21 protein-coding genes are annotated in these 21,833 nt (G+C 71.2%); 6 read left to right on the top strand and 15 right to left on the bottom strand.

Annotation, left to right across the window (positions count from 1 at the left end):
- Positions 1 to 43: 43 nt before the first annotated feature.
- Genes PSC72_RS06130 through PSC72_RS06085 form a run of 10 tightly spaced genes read right to left on the bottom strand, consistent with a single transcriptional unit; the run spans position 44 to position 11,502 of the window.
- The gene (locus tag PSC72_RS06130) at positions 44 to 949 is read right to left on the bottom strand and encodes an SDR family oxidoreductase (RefSeq protein WP_274325007.1); all 906 of its coding nucleotides are present in this window, start codon (positions 947 to 949) and stop codon (positions 44 to 46) included.
- 1 nt (position 950) lies between these two features.
- The gene (locus tag PSC72_RS06125) at positions 951 to 1,373 is read right to left on the bottom strand and encodes a DUF5791 family protein (protein ID WP_274325006.1); all 423 of its coding nucleotides are present in this window, start codon (positions 1,371 to 1,373) and stop codon (positions 951 to 953) included.
- Positions 1,374 to 1,393: 20 nt separating this feature from the next.
- On the bottom strand, positions 1,394 to 4,642 hold the full coding sequence (locus PSC72_RS06120; RefSeq protein ID WP_274325005.1) for a DUF7286 family protein: 3,249 nt from the start codon (positions 4,640 to 4,642) through the stop codon (positions 1,394 to 1,396).
- Positions 4,639 to 5,523 (bottom strand): DUF7284 family protein, encoded by an 885-nt coding sequence (locus PSC72_RS06115; protein WP_274325004.1) that lies wholly within the window; start codon positions 5,521 to 5,523, stop codon positions 4,639 to 4,641. The genes PSC72_RS06120 and PSC72_RS06115 overlap by 4 nt, the downstream gene beginning before the upstream one ends.
- Positions 5,514 to 5,906: a DUF7285 family protein gene (locus tag PSC72_RS06110; protein WP_274325003.1), complete on the bottom strand. Its 393-nt coding sequence runs from the start codon at positions 5,904 to 5,906 to the stop codon at positions 5,514 to 5,516. Before PSC72_RS06110 ends, PSC72_RS06115 begins: the two co-directional genes overlap by 10 nt.
- Positions 5,884 to 6,360 carry a DUF7283 family protein gene (locus tag PSC72_RS06105; protein WP_274325002.1) on the bottom strand — a complete coding sequence of 159 codons (477 nt, stop codon included), beginning with the start codon at positions 6,358 to 6,360 and terminating at the stop codon, positions 5,884 to 5,886. Before PSC72_RS06105 ends, PSC72_RS06110 begins: the two co-directional genes overlap by 23 nt.
- Positions 6,361 to 6,394: 34 nt before the next feature.
- The gene (locus tag PSC72_RS06100) at positions 6,395 to 8,176 is read right to left on the bottom strand and encodes a type II secretion system F family protein (protein WP_274325001.1); all 1,782 of its coding nucleotides are present in this window, start codon (positions 8,174 to 8,176) and stop codon (positions 6,395 to 6,397) included.
- Positions 8,173 to 10,107 (bottom strand): type II/IV secretion system ATPase subunit, encoded by a 1,935-nt coding sequence (locus tag PSC72_RS06095; RefSeq protein WP_274325000.1) that lies wholly within the window; start codon positions 10,105 to 10,107, stop codon positions 8,173 to 8,175. The genes PSC72_RS06100 and PSC72_RS06095 overlap by 4 nt, the downstream gene beginning before the upstream one ends.
- Positions 10,108 to 10,134: 27 nt before the next feature.
- The gene (locus PSC72_RS06090) at positions 10,135 to 10,641 is read right to left on the bottom strand and encodes a DUF7311 family protein (RefSeq protein WP_274324999.1); all 507 of its coding nucleotides are present in this window, start codon (positions 10,639 to 10,641) and stop codon (positions 10,135 to 10,137) included.
- A 3-nt stretch (positions 10,642 to 10,644) separates the two neighbouring features.
- Positions 10,645 to 11,502, bottom strand: coding sequence for a DUF7310 family coiled-coil domain-containing protein (locus PSC72_RS06085; RefSeq protein WP_274324998.1), 858 nt, complete (start codon positions 11,500 to 11,502; stop codon positions 10,645 to 10,647).
- An 80-nt stretch (positions 11,503 to 11,582) separates the two neighbouring features.
- Between PSC72_RS06085 and PSC72_RS06080 the strand changes: the two genes are divergently transcribed.
- From PSC72_RS06080 to PSC72_RS06070, 3 genes are all read left to right on the top strand, one after another.
- Entirely contained in the window at positions 11,583 to 12,668 is a 1,086-nt protein-coding gene (locus PSC72_RS06080) for a tubulin/FtsZ family protein (RefSeq protein ID WP_274324997.1), read from the top strand.
- A gap of 110 nt (positions 12,669 to 12,778) precedes the next feature.
- Positions 12,779 to 13,072, top strand: coding sequence for a DUF5789 family protein (locus PSC72_RS06075; protein ID WP_274324996.1), 294 nt, complete (start codon positions 12,779 to 12,781; stop codon positions 13,070 to 13,072).
- Between the two features lie 117 nt (positions 13,073 to 13,189).
- The gene (locus PSC72_RS06070; RefSeq protein ID WP_274324995.1) at positions 13,190 to 14,419 is read left to right on the top strand and encodes an NAD(P)/FAD-dependent oxidoreductase; all 1,230 of its coding nucleotides are present in this window, start codon (positions 13,190 to 13,192) and stop codon (positions 14,417 to 14,419) included.
- A gap of 17 nt (positions 14,420 to 14,436) precedes the next feature.
- Here the strand turns inward: PSC72_RS06070 and PSC72_RS25450 are convergent, their stop codons facing one another.
- From PSC72_RS25450 to PSC72_RS06055, 3 genes are all read right to left on the bottom strand, one after another.
- Positions 14,437 to 14,601 (bottom strand): type II toxin-antitoxin system HicA family toxin, encoded by a 165-nt coding sequence (locus PSC72_RS25450; protein ID WP_328518192.1) that lies wholly within the window; start codon positions 14,599 to 14,601, stop codon positions 14,437 to 14,439.
- 96 nt (positions 14,602 to 14,697) lie between these two features.
- Positions 14,698 to 14,973 (bottom strand): type II toxin-antitoxin system HicB family antitoxin, encoded by a 276-nt coding sequence (locus tag PSC72_RS06060; protein WP_274324994.1) that lies wholly within the window; start codon positions 14,971 to 14,973, stop codon positions 14,698 to 14,700.
- Between the two features lie 67 nt (positions 14,974 to 15,040).
- Entirely contained in the window at positions 15,041 to 16,183 is a 1,143-nt protein-coding gene (locus PSC72_RS06055; protein ID WP_274324993.1) for an acyl-CoA dehydrogenase, read from the bottom strand.
- A gap of 132 nt (positions 16,184 to 16,315) precedes the next feature.
- On the opposite strand from PSC72_RS06055, the gene PSC72_RS06050 reads away from it, so the two are divergent.
- Positions 16,316 to 17,308, top strand: a complete 993-nt coding sequence (locus PSC72_RS06050) for an aldo/keto reductase (protein WP_274324992.1) — start codon at positions 16,316 to 16,318, stop codon at positions 17,306 to 17,308.
- A gap of 269 nt (positions 17,309 to 17,577) precedes the next feature.
- On the opposite strand, the gene PSC72_RS06045 is transcribed toward PSC72_RS06050, so the two are convergent.
- Both PSC72_RS06045 and PSC72_RS06040 read right to left on the bottom strand, forming a co-directional pair.
- Positions 17,578 to 18,924 (bottom strand): hypothetical protein, encoded by a 1,347-nt coding sequence (locus PSC72_RS06045; RefSeq protein ID WP_274324991.1) that lies wholly within the window; start codon positions 18,922 to 18,924, stop codon positions 17,578 to 17,580.
- A gap of 81 nt (positions 18,925 to 19,005) precedes the next feature.
- On the bottom strand, positions 19,006 to 19,866 hold the full coding sequence (locus PSC72_RS06040; protein WP_274324990.1) for a 3-hydroxyacyl-CoA dehydrogenase family protein: 861 nt from the start codon (positions 19,864 to 19,866) through the stop codon (positions 19,006 to 19,008).
- A 270-nt stretch (positions 19,867 to 20,136) separates the two neighbouring features.
- Here PSC72_RS06040 and PSC72_RS06035 point away from each other — a divergent pair, with 270 nt between their 5' ends.
- Together PSC72_RS06035 and PSC72_RS06030 are read left to right on the top strand one after the other, a co-directional pair.
- Positions 20,137 to 20,943: a class I fructose-bisphosphate aldolase gene (locus PSC72_RS06035; RefSeq protein ID WP_274324989.1), complete on the top strand. Its 807-nt coding sequence runs from the start codon at positions 20,137 to 20,139 to the stop codon at positions 20,941 to 20,943.
- Positions 20,940 to 21,824 carry a class 1 fructose-bisphosphatase gene (locus PSC72_RS06030; RefSeq protein ID WP_274324988.1) on the top strand — a complete coding sequence of 295 codons (885 nt, stop codon included), beginning with the start codon at positions 20,940 to 20,942 and terminating at the stop codon, positions 21,822 to 21,824. The genes PSC72_RS06035 and PSC72_RS06030 overlap by 4 nt, the downstream gene beginning before the upstream one ends.
- The last annotated feature ends 9 nt before the right edge of the window (positions 21,825 to 21,833 follow it).

The raw sequence follows: 21,833 nt of genomic DNA, 5'->3' as shown, positions 1-21,833 counted from the left end.
CCGACCGCGTTCGCAGGAGTTCACACCCGCCAGCGGCAGGCCGTCACTCACCCTCGCGGTCGCCGTCCCCGAGATACGCGTCGACGGCTGCCCGGTACCCTTCCCGGAACGTGGGATACTCGAACTCGTAACCCAGCTCTCGCAGCCGCTCGTTGGAGACGCGTTTGCTCGTCCGCAGGCGCCGCTCGACCGTCTCCGAGAGGTCCTCGGCGGCGAGTCGGTCCTCGATGGTCCGCTTTTGCGGTTCGGGTTCCTCGCACTGCTCGGCCAGCCAGTCGGCGAACGCCCACTTGTCGACCGGTTCGTCGTCGACGACGTTCATCGCCTCGCCGCGAGCGCGGTCCGATTCGAGCAGGTACCCCACCGCCCCCGCCGCGTCGTCGCGGTGGATCATGTTGAGATAGCCCTCGGTCACCGGTCCGTCGACGTAGCGCGACAGGCGGTAGCGGTCCGGCCCGTACAGCCCGGCGTAGCGCGCGACGGTCCCCTCCGCGCCGTACTCCGCGGAGCGTTCGAGCGCGATCCGCTCGGCCTCGGCCAGCACTTCGGTCTTGGGCGTCGTCGGCTCGATAGGCGTCGACTCGTCGACCCAGTCGCCGCCGTGGTCGCCGTATACGCCTGTGCTCGACGTATACACGACTCGGTCCGGCTGGTCTGCGCGCCCGCAGAAGTGGTCGATCGCGGTGGTGAGACCGTCGACGTACACCTCGCGGGCGGCCTCGGCGCCGCGACCGCCGCTGCTCGCCGCGAAGACCACGGCGTCTGCGTCGGGCACCGCTTCGAGCGCGTCCGCGTCGGTCACGTCCGCCTGGACGCCGGAGAATCCGGCCGCGTCGATACGCTCGACGCCATCCTTCGAGCGGCGGACGCCGACGACGTCGTGGTCGGCCGCGAGTCGCCGGCCGAGTTCGAGGCCGACGTAGCCGCAGCCGAGGATGGCGACGCGCATGTTATCGCGATTCGAGGAAGTGGTGGATCGCCGCGTACTCGGCGAGGGTGATCGGGTAGCGCCCCTCGACCTTCTGCTGGATCTCCTTGGGGTCCATCTCGTCGTTCAGGCCCGTCGCCACGGCGTCTACGTCGACGACCGCGGTCGTCATCCCCATCAGCAGCATGTCGAGGGCGTCCATCTTCAGGGTCTCGCCGTCTGGCCGCTCCGGGTCCGTCGAGAGGATCGCCGCCGCGGCCTCCAGCGTCAGCTCGGGCTCCTCGCCGGCCGCGACCGCCTCGACGACGTCGCGGTCGACGCCCGAACGCTCGGCGACGGTGTCGACGCCGACCGCCTCGACCGTCTCCGCCAGCGCCTCGCCGTACGCGCTCCGCAACTCCTCGGGTGACAGTTCGCCAGCCGACTCGAACTCGCCTCTGAGCATACCCGACCTTGGCCGTCGGCCTACAAGTCACTGTCACTCTCCGCCCGGCACTCGGGGTCGGTCTCGACCCCGGCCGGACGGGGGTCGACGGGGGCGTCGGGACCGTCCGAACGGTCGCAGGTATCGCCCGACCCGTTGATAGACAGCGGGTACTTCTCGCCGGTCCACGGCCGCTCCCGGTCGACCGGGCCGGGGATGGCCCACCCCTTCGACTCCTCGATCGCCTTACCGTCGATGTCGCCGACGCCGGTCCCGCCGGCCGGCACGACGACCACGACGGAGGTCCGAGTGGTGAACGTCACCCGCGAGGCCCGGCCCAGTACGTCAGCCTCGCCGTCTTCGTCGATGTCGAGCGTCGCGTTCGAACCGTCGCGGACGTAGTTCAGTGAGGCGTCGCCCGCACCGGGCGTCCGCCGCGGCGTCTCGACGGCGAAGCGCGCGTACTGCCCGCGCACCGTCACCGACCAGACGTTCATCGTCGCGACCCAGTTGCCCAGCGGCGGCGCCAGGGGGATCCCGGCGGGGATCTGGTTGACCGACTCGTTGAATTGCCTCTCCAGGACGCCGGAGACCTCCGATTTCACCCGCTTCCTGACCGCGGCCTTCACGTGTTCGGTCGCGCCCGTCACCGCCGGACCCGAGACCTTCCCGCGCTCGGACTCCAGCGAATCGTACAGCGCCGTGCGGAGGCGGAGCCGCACCCGGTCGCGCTCTCGGGTCGTCCAGCCGTCGTCGGTCGTCCGCTCCTCGGCCGCCGCGACGATCGGGTCGATCACGGACCCGTTCGACAGCGCGAGCGCTCGCCCGTCGAGGGTGTCCCACTGCGAGAGCCCGTCGTCGACGATCCGGTCGCGCTGTGCCGAACCGTTGCCGACGCGCAGGCGACGCAGTTTCCGTCCCAGAGCGTCCCGAATCGCGTCGACCGTCGAGTCCAGTTTCACGCGCAGTCGGTCCCGTCGTTCCTCGACCGTCGCGTTCGGCCGATGGTCGAGCGTCTCGTTGGCGGCGCGGAGCGCGCGGGCGGCGGTCACGAGCCGTCGCTCGCGGCTCGACCCGCCCGGCATGAGCGCCGTCAGCACCGCGTCCGTCGCGTCTCCGTACGGGATGGTGACGTAGTTGACGTTCCTGGCGGTCAACGGGTACGTCGGGGAGTCCTCGTCGCGCACCGCGGTGACGTCGCCCGTCTTGACTTCGGTCAGCGTCAGATACGGCGGCGCACCGTCGACGTGCATGTCCAGCCCGGTGACGGGATCGGTCCCGGACTCGCCAACGCGTCCGCCGGATCCCGAACTGCTCCCCCGGTCGGCGGCCCGGCGGGCATCGTATCCGCTACGAAGTTGCGAGAGCGACGGACCGCCCACGCTTTCGAGCGCGTCCGCGAGCGCGGCCTCGCGCTTGGAACGCTCGTCCGCTCGGTCCTCCAGCCGAGCTATCACGAGATCGAGATACCGGCCCCGGACGGCGGCGCGGGCCTTCGCGGCGACGTGCGGGTAGGTGGACGGCGCGCCGACGAGCGCAGCGCGTCGGTCCCGGAGATGGGCGGCGAGTTTCGCGCCGGGGTTGACCTCGTGGGTGCCCATCTTCCCCCGCGAGACCGACACCGACGCGTTCCGGACGGTCCGCCGCAGGTCGACGAGCCCGCCGTAGATCCACGGCGACACCTCGCCCGGCCACTCGCCGTCGATGGATCTGGGACTCGTGTCGAGCGCGCCGCGAGCGGCTCGTCCGGCGAGCGCGTCCCGGCCGCCCCCGGCGTCGAGGACCTCCTCGCGGACCTTGCCGGGCACGTCGGCGAGGTTCGGGCCGTCGAAGGGGCCGCCGCGCTCGTGGACCGTCGCGATCGGGTTATCGGGCGCGTGCCGCGTGACGGCGTGGTCGCCGACGACTGCGACCGTCACGCGCTCGGTCTCGGTGCTCGTCCGCGTCGTCGCGTTGACCGAGCCGTTGTGGTACCAGACGGCTCGTCGCTCGTGCCGGAGGCGGACCCACCGGACGTACGTATCCAGCCGGTGATACCCCGACGGGACGGTGACGCTCGGTCCGCGCGTGGCGTTCGAGACGTCGATCACGTCCGTGTCGGTCGTCTCCGCCCGGAACTCCCAGCTGTTCGGGTCGTCCGGCGGTCCCGGTCGGTCCGGTTTCCCGCCGCTGACCCGTTCGGTCGCCGCGACCGTCCGGACGCGTGCGCCGTAGACGGAGTCGATCGTCCCGTTGATCGCCTCCTCGCGGAGCAACTCCCGGAACGCCCGGTCAGCAGAGAGCCCGACCGACACGTCGATGGTCTCGTTGGGCGCCGGCGCGTCCGTGCCGCCCGATGCCAGCCCGGGAACCCCCGCGCTCTCGGCCGGCGCCGTCGCCGATCGCAGTTGCTGCTGGAGGAGTTTGTTGACGCCCGGATCGGCGGGACCGCGCGCCGAGACCAGATCCTGAATGCCGACCGCTGCCATCGCACCCAGGAGCGCCTGTCGCCCGTCGGGGTCGCTCCGCCCGAAGGTCGACCGCTGGACGCCGAGGATGGCACCGTTGGCCATGAGTTCCACGTGGCGGTTGGCGACGACGTTGTCGATCGGCGCACCGCCGTACTGGGCATATCCTCGTGCCCACGCGACCGCGTAGAGGCGAGCGGTCAGTCGCTGGCCCAGCCCAGGCTCCGCGACGCCCGCCTTCAGCCGCTCCTGGTACGCCTCGACCCGGTCGTGGACGGCCAACACCGGTGTCGCGACGACGACAGTGAACGACACCCGCTCGGTGCCGACGACCCGGCCGTCGTCGGTCGCCTGCACGGTGACGTTCGAGATCTCGACCCGGAGGCTCGTTCCCTTCGGACCGGTCCGTTCGACCTCGACCCGTTCGATCGCTTCGCCGAGCGCTTCGGGCGTCGGCGTCGGTGCCAGCGACGCGTTCGCCGTGACGCCGCGATGGGTGCGCGCGACCGAGCCGAGCCGCTCGCGCGCGGCCAGGTAGATCCGCGCCCGGAGCGCGTCCTCGAACGCCGTCTCCGGGTCGAGCACGTCGCCCCACTCGTTGTTCGCCGGCGTCAGAACCGGATCGCTGGCGGCGGCCACGCCCGCGTCAGCGACCGCGGTTCTGACGGCCGCCCTGGCGTCCGCCGTCGTCCGCTCGACGGCCAGGTCGACCGCGGGTTCGGGCGTCGGCTGCGGCCTGTCGACGGCGCTGGCGAACAGCGCGCTGGAGAGGACGAGGAGGACGCCGACCAGCGCGAACGGGACTCGACCGCGCGTCCCCAGTTCGAACCCGCGCCGGCTCACGGCGACCACGTCCTGACGACGAGGCGAACCTGATGAGTCCGGATCGCTCGCGCGGCCGCCTCCGGCGTCTCGAATCGCTCTCGCATGTCGGCGCGCAGCCGCTCCGCGAGCGCGCGAGTGAGCTTCCGGTTCGCCGCGTCGACCCCTCGCGGACGCACCAGATCAGCCGTTTCGACGCCCAGTGCGTCCGACGCTCGACGATATCGGTGAGCCGTCAGCGCTCGGTCCGGTCCCTCGCTGTAGAGCGCCGCTCGCATCTCCGACGGGGAGAAGAGCCCGTCGACGACGGACCGGGCGACCACCGTCGCGACGCCCCCGTAGCCGCCGCGCCCGGCGGCTCGTCGGGCCTCGGTGGTGACGTTGGGGAGACCGCTCGCCGCGGACACCGTCGTGATCGACACGTCCGCGTCCGACGGCGGCGCGTCGCCCACGGCGAACGACGACGCGAGCGTCGCGCCGGGATACGGCCGCCAGGCGACGGCGACCTGGACGTTCGCCTCGCGCGTATGGAGCACGCGCTCGGCCGCGACGCGGCTCTCCTCCCGCAGTTCCCGACCGGCGCCGACTAGCGGCGATCCGTCGAGCGACGGCGTCGAGACCGCGGCCGCGGCGAGCAACTGTGCGTGCGTGCCGCGGGCCGTCCGCGTGACAGCGACCGACTGGCTCTCGGTGCCGCCGAGGAGCGACGACGACTCCACGGTGACCGAGCGCGTGTAGGTCACCTCGGTGGTGCTCGTCGCGAGCACGTCGGCGGTCTCCTCGGCGATGCGGTCGCCGTCGACGCTCCTCGCGTCGACGCCGGCGAGGACGCCCACCGCGACGCCGACGAGCAGGACGAAGATCACGGTGTCGAAGGCCGTGCTCGACGCCCTCACGTCCATACGTGCACCTCCAGTCGACCGGAGGCCACGCGTCCGGCCCCGACGCGGACGCTGACCCGTCGACTCGCGCTGTCGGCGGTCGTCGGGGCGGCGGAACCGGCGTGCTCGGTCCGGTCGCCCACCGTGAGCGTCGCGTTCGCCTCGAACCCGGTCGGAACGCGGTCGAGCGCGTCGCCCAACCGCCCGGGCCTGGCGACGCCCCCCGCGGTTATCGCCCGTTCGACGCGGTCGGCGGCGGCCTCCGCGTGGTCGCGGTCGACAGAGCCCGGCAGACTCCCCTCGAACGCGCCGGCGTACACCGCCAGCGCGAGCGCCACCACGACCACGGCGACCAGGGCCGCGACCGGTTCGGTCTGGCCCCTACTCGCCGACGAGGGTCGCATTGACCTCCCCCCACGTGACGCGACGGACGACGAGCGTTTCCGGCGCCGGTTGCCACGACGGGTCGCGGACGCGCGACCGGTCGAGCGCTCGTGCGAACCGCTGTTTGCTCGCGAACACTCGGTTCGGCGGTACCCCCTCCAAGACCGCGGCTAGTCGGTCGCCGTCGCCGCCCGTCGCAGGCACGACCGGACCGTACGCGAGCGACGCGTGCGCGTCCCCGCCGGGACCGCGCAGACCGAGGCGGTGCGAGCCGAGCCGGATCTGCCGGGCGTCGAGCGGGTGTCGAGCGGTCGCCTCGTGCGGGCTCGACGCGACGCTGTCGACGGTGCGAGCGACGCCAGTCGCGTCCGGCGGCGGTGCGGTCGGGATCCGGAGCGCCAGGCCGAACACCCCGGCGCCGACGACCGCGAGGGCGAGCCAGACGTACGTCGATTCCACGGCGGTGTCGAACATGGGCCGGCCTGGTCGCCCGACCGGATTTAAACCTTCAGACGAGCCACCCCGTGCCGACCAGTCCGGCGACGAAGACAGCGCTGGAGAGACAGAGGGCCCGCCCCACTCGATAGCCCACGAGCGAGCGGTCGAGCCCGCGTTCCAGGCCCGTGGCGAGCACCGTCAGGATCACCGCGAGCACCGCGACGTAGACCCCGACTGCGGTCCCGAGCGCGGCGGGCGAGACGGCCGCGGTGAGCGGCCCGTCGGAACTCATCTGCTCGGCGAGCGTGACGGTGGCACCTCCGACGAGCGGGCCGAACACCGCGGCCGTATTCGCCAGCGTCGACGTGACCCGCTCCAGGTCCCGTCTGACCTCCCGCTCGACGCCGCGGAGGTCGTCGAGGTGGTCCGCCATCGCGACGACCGCCGGCCCCGCGGGCTGGCCCTCCGAAGCGGCGACGGCGAGCAGTTCCGCGGTGCTCCGGGCCCGCTCGCTCGGGACGGTGGCGAGCGCGCCGTGTTCGCCGAGGAACGACTCGCGGACGCCCGCGCGGACCTGGCGCTGCTGGCGTGCGGCGTCGGCGAACACGTCGCCGGTCGCCGACTCCAGCAGCCCGACCGCGTCGTCGAGCGCCGTCTCGACCGACCGGCCCCGGCCCACCTCACGGCCGACGAGGTAGAGGGCGTCGGGGAGGCCGGCTTCGACGGCCGCGACCCGGTCGCGTACGGCGGTCATCGGGCGATAGGCGACGACGAGCGCGACGCCGACGCCCGCCGTGGGCGCCGCCACGAGCCCCGTCCACGGCGCGGCGACGTGATCGACGACCGGCCAGGCGGCCGCCGCCGCGATACACCCCGCCACGGGTGCCGGCCACCGCCGGTCGGGCACGTCGGGGTGGTCGCGAGTGATGGGCGTGGGCGGGAACGCGACGGGTCGCCGCGAGAGCAGCCACGCGCTCGCCGCGATCAGCGTCGCGGGGAGGAGCACGTCGTAGCCGAGCACGACCGCGGCGAGCGGAACTTCGACGCCGACCGTGCCGGCCGTCGGGAGCAGGGCGACGAGCGCGAGCGGGAGCAACACGCCGAACGCGTAGAGTGCCGTCGCAGGCCCCCGAACGGAGGCAGCGAACTCGGCCATCGTCTCGCGGGTCCCGTCGAGCGTCACGTCGAGCGCGGCGTCGAGCGCGCGTTCGCGCTCCTCCGCGGGCGCCGACCCCGCCGACTCCACGAGCGTCAGCGCGCGCCGCAACGCCGGGAACCACTCGGCCCACTCGTCGGCGAACGCGGAGAGGCCCGACCGACCTGTCCCGCGACCGCTTCGGACGTGTTCCGCGAGACTCCGGGCCAACCTCCCGTCGCCGGTCCCGGCCGCGAACGCGGCCGCCGTCTCCGGCGTCGGCGTGAGTCGCATCCGCAACACGGCGCTGCTGACGAGTTCCGGCGCGGTCCCCAGCGCGCGGGTCCGCCGCGCGGTCGCGACCAGGCGAGGCAGATATCGCGCGACGGCCGCGACTGCCGTCCCGACGAGGAGCCCGGCGGCTATCGCCGCCGACGGCGCACCGAGCAGGACGATCACCGGCACCGCGACCGCGACAGCGGCGACCACGCCGGCGCCGTCGCCCGCTCGCAGAACCGTTTCGGGGTCGAGGTCGTCGTCCAGGAAGGCGACCGCCCGTGTGAGCACCGGGTCGGTCTCGGGCGTCCACGCCGGGATCGACGCGAGCGCCTCGACCACGGGGACGAGGCGCGACGCGTCGCTCGGTTCGGTGGTGCCAGCGGGTCTGAGCGTCCGGGAGCCCCGGTTCGGCCCCCCGGACCGGCCGTCGGGAGTCACGATTTCACCCGCTCGACGCGGGCCGGTTCGACCGTCTCGGGCGCGGTCCGACCCGTCGCCACGAGGTCGTCCAGCCACGACGCGCGGGCGGTCAGCTCCTCGCGGAGGTCCGCGTAGGTCTCCGCCGGACCGGCCAGCGACTCGACGAGCCGGCTGTTCCCGCGCTCGATCCGGTCGGTCGAGTCGAGCCCGTCCGCGTCGCGCTCGAAGAGCGCGGCGAACGCGACGGACCCGTTCCCGGTCGGCTCACCGCATCCGGCAGCGCCCGTCGTCGTACCCCCCACCCGTCGGACTTCCTCGACGGAGCGGACGCGCCGCTGGGTCCCCTCGTCCGTCTCGGTGGCTTCGAGGGTGACCAGGAAGTCCGTCGCGGCGAACGATGCCGGAGCGACGCCCAGGTCCGCGACCACGCGTTCGCGGACGTCTTCGCCGCCGTCGCCGTGGATCGTCCCGAGCACCGCGCCGTCGTTCGCGCCGACGCGCATCGCTTCGTACAGCGTCTCGGCCTCCTCGCCGCGTATCTCGCCGACGACGAGCGCGCCGCTCCCGAGGCGGAGCGCCGTCCGGAGCGCGTCGGTCGGACTGGGGCCCGCGCCGTCGAGCGAACTCCGGAGCGCCTGCACGTCCCGTCCCCCGGAGTGGAGCGCGTCCACCGGGAGTTCCGGCGTGTCCTCGATGATGACGCTCCGGGTCTCCGGCGGGACCTCCCAGAGGAGCGCACTCAGACAGGCGGTCTTGCCGGCGCCGCGGGGACCGGTGACGAGGCCGGCCGCGCCGCGTTCCACGGCGACCGAGAGGAGCGCGGCGGCATCGGCCGTCATCGTCCCGTTCGCGACGAGCGCCGGCAGCGTCCAGGGGTCGCGGTCGCCCGCGCGGAAGGCGAATGCGATGCCGTCGCTCACCGGATCTGTCACCGCGGCCACGCGGACGCGCCGGTCGCCCGACGCGACCGCGGCGTCGAGGGTCGGGTCCGCCCCGGAGAACGCCCGGCCGCTCTCGCGGCGAAAGCGGGAGGCCAGCGCCTCGGCGCCGTCGCGTGTGAGCCGGACGTTCGTCCGCATCGTCTCGCCGTCGACCCGGACTCGCAGGGGCGTCGACGCGACGGGTGCGGTGGCGAACACGTCGGAGACGCGCTCGTCGGCGAAGAGATCCGAGACGACGCCGTACCCGCGCGCGTGCTTCCGGAGCACGGCCGCGATATCCTCGACGGGATCGTCCTCCGCGGCGACGCTCCGCACCGCTCGCCCGGGCGCCCGCTCCGCGCCAGAGACCGCGCCGCCCGCCAGCCGCTCGTAGGCGGCCGCGAGCGTCGCCGACGCCGACGCGCCGAAGCGCGCCTCGACCGGTTCGAGGTGGTACGTCCGGACGGCGTCGTCCGGCCGGTCGTAGATGCGGACGATTCCGCCGGAGTCGAGCTCCCGGCGCGAGTCCAGTTGCGCGTCGGACGGGGGCCTCGCGGCGACCCGAGAACGGCTCACGGTCGGCCCCACGAACGGACGGAGCGCGTCCTCGTAGTCGCGCGCCCGGGCAGCACCGTCCGCCAGGCCGGTTTCGGCGGCGATCCGATTCACGGGACCGGCCCGACCGGTCGCTTCCCGCGCGGCGGCGAGCGGATCGCGGGTCGCCAGCTCGGCGAGTCGCTCGTCGCGGAACCCGGCGGCGTCTGCGAACCGGCCCGCGGCGACGAGCAACGCCGCGGCGTCGCCTTCGTAGGCCCGGACGACGCCGTCCGCACGGGTGGTGACAGCGGTCGCGTCCCGTTCCGTGAGGCGGTCGACGACGGTATCGCGGCAGTCAGCCGACGATTCGAGCCGGCCCGCGTCGGGGCAGTCGTCCGCGTCGACGACGAGCCGGTCGCCCTCGAAGCCCGGGCGACACCGACACGCCGTGGCGTCGTCGTCCTCGCGGAGTCGAGACAGCAGCGCGTGCATGGCCGCGGCTGGTCGCGGGTTCGTACTTCAACCTTCGCGCCGGACGCGCACGACGGTCTGCCCGTCCTCGTCGACGAGTCTGAGGATCACCCGCGTCTGTCCGCCCGACAGGCGGAGGGGCCGACCGCCGCGCGGCCGGATCCGCACGCCGTCGGCGACGACGGTGTGCTCGGTTCCACCCGCGACCCGCCACGTGAACAGGGTCGACTCTCTGTCAGTTCCGCTCCCGTCACTGGTTTCGCCGGACGCGGACGTCGCCCCGTCTGCGTTCGGGGGTCCGAGCGAGAAGTGCTCGACCCCGGCACTGGCGAAGCCGTCTGTCGGGAGGGCGAGCACGACGGCGCGGCGTGCGGGGACCGTGTCGCTGGGGAGCGCGTCGTTTCCGGCCGCGAGCGCTCGCGCCTCGCTGACGAGTCGCTCGACGGCGTCCCTGACCGCCGTGTCGCCGCGCTGGACGCCCGCGTACTCCGTCGCGGGCACGACGACGCCCGCCACGGCGACGAGGAGCGCGACGGTGAACGCCACCCTGACCACGGGTCACAGGGCGTCCCTGACGCGTTCGATGAACTGCTCGGTCTGGCTCTCCGCCTCGGCGGGCCCCGGTTCGTCGCCCTCGCGCTCGCCGCCGTCAGGCCGCGATGGCTGCGACCGACCCCGCCCCCCGCCACCGCTCTGGCGACCGGGTTGGGGTGCGCTCCCGTCCTGCGAAACCGGACCGCCCCCGGAGGGGTCCCCGCCGGTACCTTGCTTGGTCGCGCCGTTATCTGGCTGGGTTGCGCCATCACCTTGCTGAGTTGCGCCGTTGCCTCGCTGAGCCCTACCGCTACTGGCGTGAGTCCCGGGACCCCTCGATTGAACTCCGGTACTCGGCGAACGGCGGGCCCCGGCGTTCGCCGACTGAGACTCGTCGGGACTCGGTCCGACGTTCGCGCCCTCCGGAGTGGTCGAGTTCCCGGGCGCTTCGCCGACGTCCGCAGACTGTCCGCCGAATCCGTTGCCGTTCTCGCGTGGATTCGCGGAGGGATCGGCGTCGTGACTCGACGCGACGCGGTCGTCGCGCGCCCGGTCGTCGGGATTTCGAGCGGGAACGGTCGGTCCGGCGGAGGCGTCGTCTTCGACGGTGGCTTCGAGCGTCTCGGCCTTGGCCAGCGCGGCGCTGGCGCGGCGTTCGACCTCGCGGTTGACTGCGCGGACGTTCCCGGCGTAGCCGCGGACGGCCTGCAGTCCCGCTTCGAGTTCCGCGACCCGGGATTCGAGCTCCGTGACTCGCGACGCCAGATCGCTTGCCTCGCTGACCGCGTCCGCGGTCTCCCGGAGGTCGGTCAGGTCGGTGCCGTCGTCGGTCAGCGCGCGCTCGACGGCGTCGAGTCGCGCTTCGAGGTCTCGCTCGGACATGGGCGACCCTCGTCCCGTCACCGCACTTGAACCCTCGGGCGGTCCCAACGTTCAATAACCATTGCACCGAGGGTACGGGTATGAAGGTCGTCCTGATTGGTGTCGGCCAGGCCGGTGGGAAGGTTACCCAACGGCTGGCCGAGTACGATTACGACATGGGGTTCGGCGCCGTCCAGGGCGCCATGGCGGTCAACACCGCCCAAGCTGATCTCCAGAGTCTGGACATCGACACGATGCTTATCGGCCGCGACCGCGTCAAGGGTCACGGCGTCGGGGGGGACAACGAACTCGGCGCCGAGATAATGCAAGACGAGGCGACGGAGGTGATGGACGGCCTCGACGCGAAGCTCTCGACGGAAGCCGAGGCCGTCGTCATCGTCGCCGGCCTCGGCGGCGGCACCGGCAGCGGCGGCGCGCCAGCGCTCGCTCGCGAACTCAAGCGCATCCACGACATCCCCGTCTACGTCGTCGGCGTCCTCCCCGGCCGCGACGAGGGCGCGATCTACCAGGCCAACGCCGGCCGCTCGCTCAAGACCGTCGCACGTGAGGCCGACTCTCTCCTCCTCATCGACAACGACGCCTGGCGTACGGCCGGCGAGAGCATGGAAGAGGGCTACCAGGAGATAAACGACAACATCGCCCAGCGGCTCGGCCTCCTGTTCGCCTCCGGCGAGATCGAGGCCGTCGACGACATCGCCGAGAGCGTCGTCGACTCCTCTGAGATCATCAACACGCTCCGCCCCGGCGGCATGGCCGTCCTGGGCTACGCGAGCGCCGCCGCCAGCGAGGACGCCGGCGAGAACGTCAACGCGATCACGTCGACGACTCGCAACGCCCTCCTGACCGGGACGAGCGTCCCCAACGTCGTCGAGGCCGAGACGGGCCTGCTCGTCGTCGCCGGCCAGCCCGAGCGCATCTCGCGGAAGGGCGTCGAGCGGGCGCGCTCGTGGATAGAAGAGGAGACCGGGAGCATGCAGGTCCGCGGCGGCGACTTCCCGCTGGACTCCGAGCGCATCGCGACGCTCGTGCTCCTGGGCGGCGTCGAGCGCTCCAACCGCATCGACGAGTTCATGGAACGCGCCCGCGAGGCCGCTGACGCACAGGAGGGAGCGGGCCCCGACGCCAAAGAGGCGTTCGTCAACGAGGAACTCGACGACCTGTTCTGAACCGGGCGCGCCGAGTCCACCGCAGTTGTCGGGTTCCCGGCGTCGTCGTCCGCGCTACCCCGCCGTCTGGAAGCGAAAGCTCTAATCGCCGGGGAGGAAAAGGGAGACACATGGCTGACGACGAGTCCGACGAGGAGGAGGAACCCGCGGTCGAGCTCGGCGAGGGCGAACCGGTCGAGGGCGCGCCCCTCGCGCGCGTCGCCTCGCGACTTAACTGGGGGATGGCCCACAGCGAGATCGTCGACCGCGAGGGCGACGCCACGATCCGGACCCCCGACGGCCCCCGGCAACTGGCCGACGTGATGGCCGAGGTCGACGTCCCCTACTTCGAGAGCCGCCGGGAGCTCACCGACGCCGTCCGCGAGGTCACCGGGACCGGCCCGATCCCCACCGCCGACGAGTAGCGAGTTCGCCCGGTCGCGGGGCGTCTCTTCTCCCGGCCGACTTCCCGCGTCGGTATCCGGTCGATCGGTTCTCACACTCCCGTAGCATCTTTCACACGAACGGTCGACACCTCCGCCATGGATGAGGAAGTCGCCGTGATCGGGGGCGGTATCGTCGGGGCGAGCGTCGCGTACCACCTGAGCGAGCGGACGGCCGCTCCCGTCACCGTCTACGAACGCGGCGAACTCGCGTCGGCGACGACGTTCCGTGCGACGGCGATGATCGGTGTTGCTGGACCAGGTCCCTACCACCGGATGAAAGAGTACGGTTTTCGCCAGTACAACGACTTCTTCGCCGACCCCGAAGCCGAGCCACGGTATCGACAGTCGGGGCGACTGCGGGTCTCGACGACCGATGGTGGTGCCCGGGAACTCGAAGCGCTCGCGTCCACTGCGTCCGAACGATCGGGAGCGGAGCCGCCGGAGACGACGGGCGCGTCGAAGTACGCCAACAGCCTCGTCGACTACGTGCCGGGCGCAAAGCTCCGCGATCGGTTCCTCCTCCCGCCGCTGAACGCCGGCATCGTCGAGGGCGCGCTTTACCGGCCGCAGTACGGTTACGTGCAGGACGACAGCCGGACGCTCGGGCCACGCGAACTCGTGATGGAGTTCGTCGAGCGCGCCAGCGCGAACAGCGTGATATTCGAGACGGGCACCGAGGTCACGGACATCGGCGTCGCCGACGGGGCCGTCACCCGCGTCGAACTTGACGGCATGGAATCAGTCCCGGTCGAATCGGTCGTCTGCGCGGCGGGGCCGTGGAACGCCGAAATCGCGGCGCTCGCGGGGGTCGACCTGCCCATCGAACACATCCGCTCGCCCGTGTTCGCGCTGGAGCTGGCCGACCCACTGCCGTACTCACTGCCGATGATCAAATCGCACGACGCCTCGGTGGGGATCCACCCCAAGCGCGACGACACGATTCTCGTGACCTACACTCCGCGCGAGGACGAACGGGAGTCCCGCCTCGACCCGTCTGCGGTCAGCGACACGGCGCCCGACGAGTACCGCGAGACGGCGCTGCGGGTGGCGAATAAGCTGCTGCCGAGACTTGAGGACGCCGAGCTCGTCGACGAGTGGGTCGGCGTGGGGACGAGCACGCCGGACGGCAAGCCCATCGCCGGCTGGACCGGCGTCGACGGGCTGGCGCTGGCCGCGACGCGGGCGGGGATCCAGTACGCGCCGGCGGTCGGTGATATCGTCGCCCGCCAGCTCGTCGACGGCGACCCGACCGAGTACTACGAGGCCGTCTCGATCTCGCGGTTCGACGGGTACGAGGACGGGCGAACGGTGGACGGAGAGCGCTAACGTAGAACGGATCGAGCCTACGAGTTACGGTCGATCCACGTGCAGAACGATTCGAAGTCGTCCGCGCCGGCGTCGGCCGCGATGTCTCGAAGCGTCCCGATACTGATCGAATCGTGTACGGGCACCGTGACCGTCCGCGGGTCGGTGTCTGCGTGGCTTTCCGGAGGATCCCAGCGAAGAATCAGATGGTCGCCGGTCGTTCAAACGTGTCGGAATCCCCCGACGTTGACGAGTACTTTGTACACATCTTCGCCCGAGAAATCGCGCGTAACCATCCGCTACTGGAGCACGTCCGGAAGGTCGTCGTCCTGCGTCCGGGCGGTCTCGGGGTCGACACCGAGGTCACGAAGCTCACTGTCGGTGGGCTCGTGACCACCGTCACCGACAACCGTGTCGACGACTGCGTCTAGGTTCTCCAGCGCGGCCGACCGCGTCGAGCCCTGTGCGGAAACTTCCGCTTGCAGGTCGCGAGCTGTCCACTGCCCGTCGGGGTTCTCGACGAGTCGGATCTCTCTGGGTTCGTCGTCACCCGTCCCCGCATCGGCACGTGCCATATCCGAACGTGGTGCCCTATCGGTGAAAACGCTTCGGGGAGGGGTTCGTGACTCGCTATGACCGCACTCAGTCGAGCAACTGATCGGCGATCGTGTTCCGCAGCACTTCGCTCGTCCCCTCGTATATCTCGTTGAGTTTCGCGTCCCGGTAGTACCGCTCGACCGCGAAGTCCGTCGTGTAGCCGTAGCCGCCGTGGATCTGAATGGCCTCGTTGCACACCTCACGCGCCATCTCCGAGGCGTAGAGCTTCGCCTGGGCGGCCTCCTTGACGTAGCGCTCGCCGCGCATCTTCCTGTCGGCCGCGGCGTGCATCAGGTAGCGGGCCGCCTGGATCTTCGTGTCCATGTCGGCCAGTTTGTGCTGGATGGCCTGGAACTCGGAGATGGGCTGGGCGAATTGCTCGCGGTCTTGGGCGTATTCGAGCGCGTCGTCCAGCGCGGCCTGCGCGAGTCCGATCGAGCGGGCGGCGATCGTGATCCGGCCGCCGTTGAGCGTCTTGAGCGCCTGGACGAGCCCCTCGCCTTCCTCGCCGAGACGGCGGTCCGCGGGGACCTCCAGGTCGTCGAAGCGCAATTCGGCGGTGGGGCATCCCTTGTCGCCGAGTTTGTGTTCGGTCCCCTCGACGTGGAACCCGTCGTCCTCGTCGGGGCGGACGACGAACGAGGAGATGCCCTTGCCGCCGGCCTCGGGGTCGGTCTTGGCGAAGACGACGACCGTATCGGCGACGGAGCCGTTCGATATCCAGAGCTTCCCGCCGTCGATGGTGTAGGTGTCGCCCGACCGCTCCGCCGTGGTCTCCATCGCCGGCACGTCGCTCCCGGCGCCTGGCTCCGAGAGGGCGAACGCGCCGATCTCTTCCCCTTCGGCCATCGGCGTCAGGTACCGCTCGCGCTGGTCCTCGTCGCCGAACTCGTAGACCATGTTGCACGCCAGCGAGACGTGAGCCGCGACGATAGTCCCGAGACCGCCGCTCCCCCGAGATATCTCGACCAGCGCCTCCGGATAGGCGTGGTAGTCGAGGCCCGCACCGCCGTACTCCTCGGGGATCGGCATTCCCATCAGGCCGAGTTCGGCCATCTGGTCGACGAGATCCCGCGGGAACTCGTCGGTCTCGTCGATCTCGGCGGCGCGGGGGGCGACCTCCTCGTCGACGAACTCCGCGACCATGTCGCGGATCTGGCGCTGTTCCTGCGTGAGCGCGAAGTCCATGCAGGCACTACCCGCGCTCGTCCCTTGATTGTTCGGCAGGTATTGCGCGGTCGCGCCGGTCGCCGACCGCGAAACGAGGAAGCACGGGCCGGATTACCCACCTTTTTCGCGGCACAGTCCTTGCGTCCGGGCATGGACACGCGAAAGTTCGGTTCGACGGGCTACGACGTCACGGAGATCGGCCTCGGAACGTGGAACGTCGGCCCAAGCTGGGGCGACGTGACCGACGAGCAGGCCAAGGAGTCCATCCGCACGGCGCTGGACGACGGCGTGAACTTCCTGGACACGGCCGAGGTGTACGGCGACGGCCGCGCCGAGCGGCTCATCGGGGAGGTCCTCGACGAGCGCGACCCCGACCGGCGCATCTACGTCGCGACGAAGGCGGCCCCGGACGAGGACGAAGGCCACTCTGAGGAGGGGCTGCGCGCCTCCGTCGAGGGGTCGCTCGACCGCCTCGGCGTCGACTCGCTGGACCTCGTCCAGCTGCACTGCCCGGAGACCGAGGCGTTCTACGACCCCGAGAACTTCCGGGTGCTCGAAGCCCTCCGCGAGGAGGGGAAGATCGAACACGCCGGCGTCAGCGTCGAGAAGGTCGAGGAGGCGTCGAAAGCCGTCGAGTACGACGTCGTCGAGACGGTGCAGATCATCTTCAACCCGCTCCGCCAGCGCCCGGCCGAGCGCTTCTTCGAGCGAGCGGCGAACGAGGACGTCGGGATCATCGTGCGCGTCCCGCTCGCCTCCGGCCTGCTCGCGGACGTCTTCGAGGGCGTCGACGACTTCGGCGAGGGCGACCACCGCCGCACGGCCGCCGAAGAGGGCGTCGATGCCGGCGTCGGTCGGAAGGGCGGCGAGACGTTCGCCGGCGTCCCGTTCGAAGACGGTCTCCGCGCCGTCGACGACCTGCGACCGTTCGTCCCCGAGGACGCGACGATGGCGCAGTTCACGCTCCGCTGGATCCTCGACCACGACGCCGTCTCCACCGTGATCCCCGGGTCGACGACGCCCGAGCACGTCAGCGAGAACGACGACGCCGCCGCGCTCGACCCGCTCTCCCACCAGACTCACGGCGCCGTCCGCGACATCTACGAGGAGCACGTCGCCGACTACGTCCACCACCGCTGGTGAGGGGCCGACGGCGACTGGCGAGCCGATACCCGTCGCGAACGCGGACTGTCGACCCGTTCGGGACCGAAACGTTCTTACGGTCTGCAGGTGCCGTGGTTTCCAGCCCACTGGGTGGCGGCGGCGGCCGTCTCGAAGGTGCGTTTCGACAGGAACAGTTATCCGGGAAGCGCCAGCGCCGTCGAGCGATTCTCCACTCGAAACCAAAGGGTTGATTAGGGGCATTCAACTCCGCCGCGTCTGACGCTCGTCCGACGGGTCTGGCGGTCATCTCACACCGACGGGTCGCGCGTCGCGGGGCTCGTTCCGCCGGTCACCGTCCCGTCTCGACCGAGTTCGCGACCGAGGAGATACAGCGGGACGCCGAAGCAGACGGTCGCGGCGGCCCAGGGAATCGTCGTGAAGAGCGAGCCCAGTAGCGCTATCGCCGCCGACGCTGGCGGGTGAAAGAAGACCGCCGCCCCGAACGGCGAGAGCGCCAGCGCGCCGGCGACGAATCCGGTCACCCAGCGGTCGCTTCCCAGCGCACGCCCGAGCGGGAACCAGAGGGCGACGGGGATCGACAGGAGCGCCGTCTGGAAGGCCACCACGGAGACGACGCTCGCGACCGCAGCCACGACCGCCGTCGCCCCGAGCGTCCAGCCGAGCGCGACTCGCGGCGACGGGCGGTCCAGCATCAGTGCGGCCCCCGCGACCAGCGCGTACAGGGCGGCGAACGAGGCGACCGATTCGGCGACAGTCGCATCGAGCAGGGCCGACGCGACCAGCGCCACCGATGCGACCGCCGCGACGACGACGCCGCCGCCCGCGATCCCCTTCGCGACGAGTCCGGGGTCGACGGCGGGGAGCGCACCGCCCCACCGACGGAGCCCCAGGACAGCGCCGCAGAGCGCGACCGCGGGAATCACCCCGAGCGGGACAACGCCGGGTCCGGCGAGCGCGACCCCGTAGGCGACGATCGCGATCGTCGTCAGGCTCTGCGCCACCACCCCGTCGGAGCGCGCGAACGCCAGTCGGGTGTCGCCGCCGAACCCGTCCGAGTCGGCCGAGCGCCACACAACCGACCGGCCCTCCGCGGTCGCCCCGGGAGGTGCCCGGGTCACGGCGGTTCCGTTCGGCCCGCGGATACGCAGTTCGTCGGCGTCGAGGCGGAGGCCCGCCGCGCGGGTGCGCCAGTCGAGCAGGTCGACGAGGACGACGCCGCCCGCGCCCCGGTGCGCGACGCCGGCCACGTCGAAGTCGACGACGAGCGTCGCGTTCTCGACGCGCGTCCGCAGGTTCCGCGGGTCGTCGACGACCGTGCGCCGATCGAGGCTCGCGCGGACGACCCGCTCCCGGAGCGTCTCGTTCGCCCGCAGTCGGTCGGCGGCGTCGCCGTCGATCCGGACGCGGGCGTGCCAGTGGCCGGTCCCGTTGTCGCGGACGTCGATGGTCGCCGCGCCGCGTTCGACGGTCAGCGCGAGTCCGGCATCGTCGGCGGCGGATTCGAGCCCGTCGCCGCAGACGCCGCAGACCGCCTCCGGCGGCGGGGCCGCGCTCGCGGGACCGGCGGGGACCGCCGCGACGAGCGAGCAGACGACGAGGAGGGCCGCGAGGAGGACGGGGCGACGGGCTGTCATTACCCGTTCGTCTCGCCCGCGTATCAAGTCGGTTCCGGAGGATCAGACTGTGATTTGAGTCTCGGCTGGCGTTCCGTGCGCTCAGTCGTACTCGTAGAAGCCCCGTCCGGACTTCTTCCCCAGGTCACCGGCCTCGACCTTTCGCTTCAGCAGGTAGGCGGGCTGGTAGCGGTCGCCGAGTTCCTCGTGGAGCGTCTCGGAGGCGTGCAGACAGACGTCGAGGCCGATGTGGTCGGCCAGTTCGAGCGGTCCCATCGGGACGTTCGTGCCGAGTTCCATCCCGCGGTCGACGTCCTCCTTCGAGGCAACGCCCTCGTCGTAAGCGCGGATCCCCTCGTTGATCCACGGCATGAGGATGCGGTTCGTCACGAAGCCCGGCTTGTCGTCGGCCTCCCAGGTCTCCTTCCCGAGCGCTTCGGCGAAGTCGTGGGCGAACTCCGCGACGGCGGGCGCGGTCTTCTCGCCGACGACGACTTCGACCCCTCGCATGACCGGGACGGGGTTCATGAAGTGCAGACCGACGACGTGCTCGGGGCGCTCGGTGGCGCTGGCGATGGTCGTGATCGAGAGCGTGCTCGTGTTGGTCGCCAGCACGACGTCGTCGTCGGTCACCTCGTCGAGGTCGGCGAACACCTCCCGCTTCACGTCCATCTCCTCGACCACCGCTTCGATCACCACGTCCGCCTCGGCCAGGTCCTCCAGGTCGGTCGTTCCGTCGACGCGCTCGCGCATCGCGTCGGCCTCGTCGGCGGTGATCTCCCCCTCGTCGGTGAGCCGGTCGAGCCCGCCCGAGAGCGTCTCGATCCCGCGCTCGACGAGGTGGTCGGCGACGTCGCGGAGGACGACGTCGTATCCGGCCTGCGTCGCGACCTGAGCGATCCCGCTTCCCATGGTGCCGGCGCCGACGACGCCGACGGTGTCGATGGCATCGAGTCCGCGCATACCTCACGCTCCGCCCGCCCGGGGCGTAAGCCTGCTGGCGCACCCGCCCGTCAGCTGGCGACCCGACCCGCGCGGCGACCGCTTGCCGACCCGGAAATAATCTCGTAGTTGAAACTTCGTTACCAGCTAATTGTCGATTACGCCCGAACCCGCGATATCGGGGCTTTCAGCCCGTGCGGATGCGTCGCACGCGCCAATCGTTTACTCGGCCAGTAGTAAATAGTGTCAGAAAGAAGATATATAACGCCGGTCCGAGTACGCGTATTCGTAATGCGACCCATCGACGACGCTCCGGTCACGCGGGACGGGAAAGTACTCGTTTTGGCGTACGATCACGGCATCGAGCACGGGCCGGTCGACTTCGACCCACAGCCCGAGAGCGCGAACCCGGAACACGTCTTCGAGGTCGCCACACACCCGGCGGTCACGTCGCTCGCGGTCGGGAAGGGCGTCGCCGAGGCCTACTACCCCTCCTACGAGGACGACGTGTCGCTGCTCGCCAAGCTCAACGGCACCTCCAACCTCTGGATGGGCGAGCCCGACAGCGCCGTCAACTGCTCGGTAGAGTACGCCGCCGAGGAGTTGGGCGCCGAGTCCATCGGCTTCACCGTCTACCCCGGCACGAACTGCGAGGTCGAGATGTTCGAGGAGTTCCGCGAGGTCCAGGAGAAGGCCCGCGAGTACGGCCTCCCCGTCGTGATGTGGTCCTACGCCCGCGGCCAGGGCGTCAAGAACGACACCAAGGACGACGTCATCGCCTACGCCGCCCGGCTCGGGCTCGAACTCGGCGCCGACGTGGCGAAGGTCAAATATCCTGGGAGCCGGGAGGCCATGGAACGGGTCAACCGGATGGCGGGGCCGACCAAGGTGATCATGTCCGGCGGGTCGAAGAAGAACGACCGCGAGTTCCTCGAGAACGTCAAGAGCGTCATCGACGCCGGCGGCGCCGGTCTCGCCGTCGGCCGCAACGTCTGGCAGCGCGAGAACCCGCGGCGCATCCTCGACGCGCTGGAGAAGGTCATCTACGAGGAGGCGTCCGTTGACGAAGCGCTCCAGGCCGCGCCCGCCAAGGCATGAATCGGTCGGCCCCGTCTCCGGCCGAGTGGACCGGCGACGAGGGAGTCGACGCCGTCTTCGACGTGGTCCGCGAGACGGCCGTGGAGGTCCGCGAAGCCCTGCCCGAGCGCCGCGCCTACGTCGACGGCGAGAACCCCAGCGGCGAGCGCGTCAGCGCCGCCGACGAGCACGCCGACGAACTGTTCGCCGAGCGCCTGCTCGACCTCGACGCGGTCGCCTCTTACGCCTCGGAGGAACGCGAAGACCAGCAGCGCGCCGACGGCGGCGAGTACCACCTCGCGCTCGACCCGCTCGACGGCTCTTCGAACCTCCGGTCGAACAACCCGGTGGGCACCATCGTCGGCGTCTACGACGAACCGCTCCCGACGAGCGGGTCGGATCTCGTCGCCGCCGCGTTCGTCCTCTACGGGCCGAACACGACGATGGTCGTCTGCGACGGCGAGACGGTCGACGAGTACCTGATCGAGGGCGGCGACCGGAAGTCCCTCCGCGAGGACTTCACTCTCCCAGAGGACCCGACCGTCTACGCCTTCGGCGGCCGCCGCCCGGACTGGACGCCCGGCGTCACGGCCGCCGTCGAAGGCTTCGAGGAGGACCGGTTGAAACTCCGCTACGGCGGCGCCTTCATCGCCGACGTGACGCAGGTGCTCACCCACGGCGGTATCTTCGCCTATCCCGAACTCGAAGACACGCCGGAAGGGAAGCTCCGCTACTGCTTCGAGTGCGCGCCGGTCGGTCTGGTCGTCGACGCCGCCGGCGGTCGCGTCTCCGACGGGTACGGCGACCTGCTGGACGCCGACCCCGACGAACTCCACGAGCGCAGTCCCGTCTACCTCGGAAACGCGGACCTCGTCGACCGGGTCGAAGCCGAACTGTCGTAACCGCCGCCC

The organism is Halosimplex aquaticum, assembly GCF_028747785.1.
Lineage (GTDB): Archaea > Halobacteriota > Halobacteria > Halobacteriales > Haloarculaceae > Halosimplex > Halosimplex aquaticum.
Note: the sequence above shows the minus strand (reverse complement) of the source record. Positions and strands in the feature narration are given on the sequence as shown.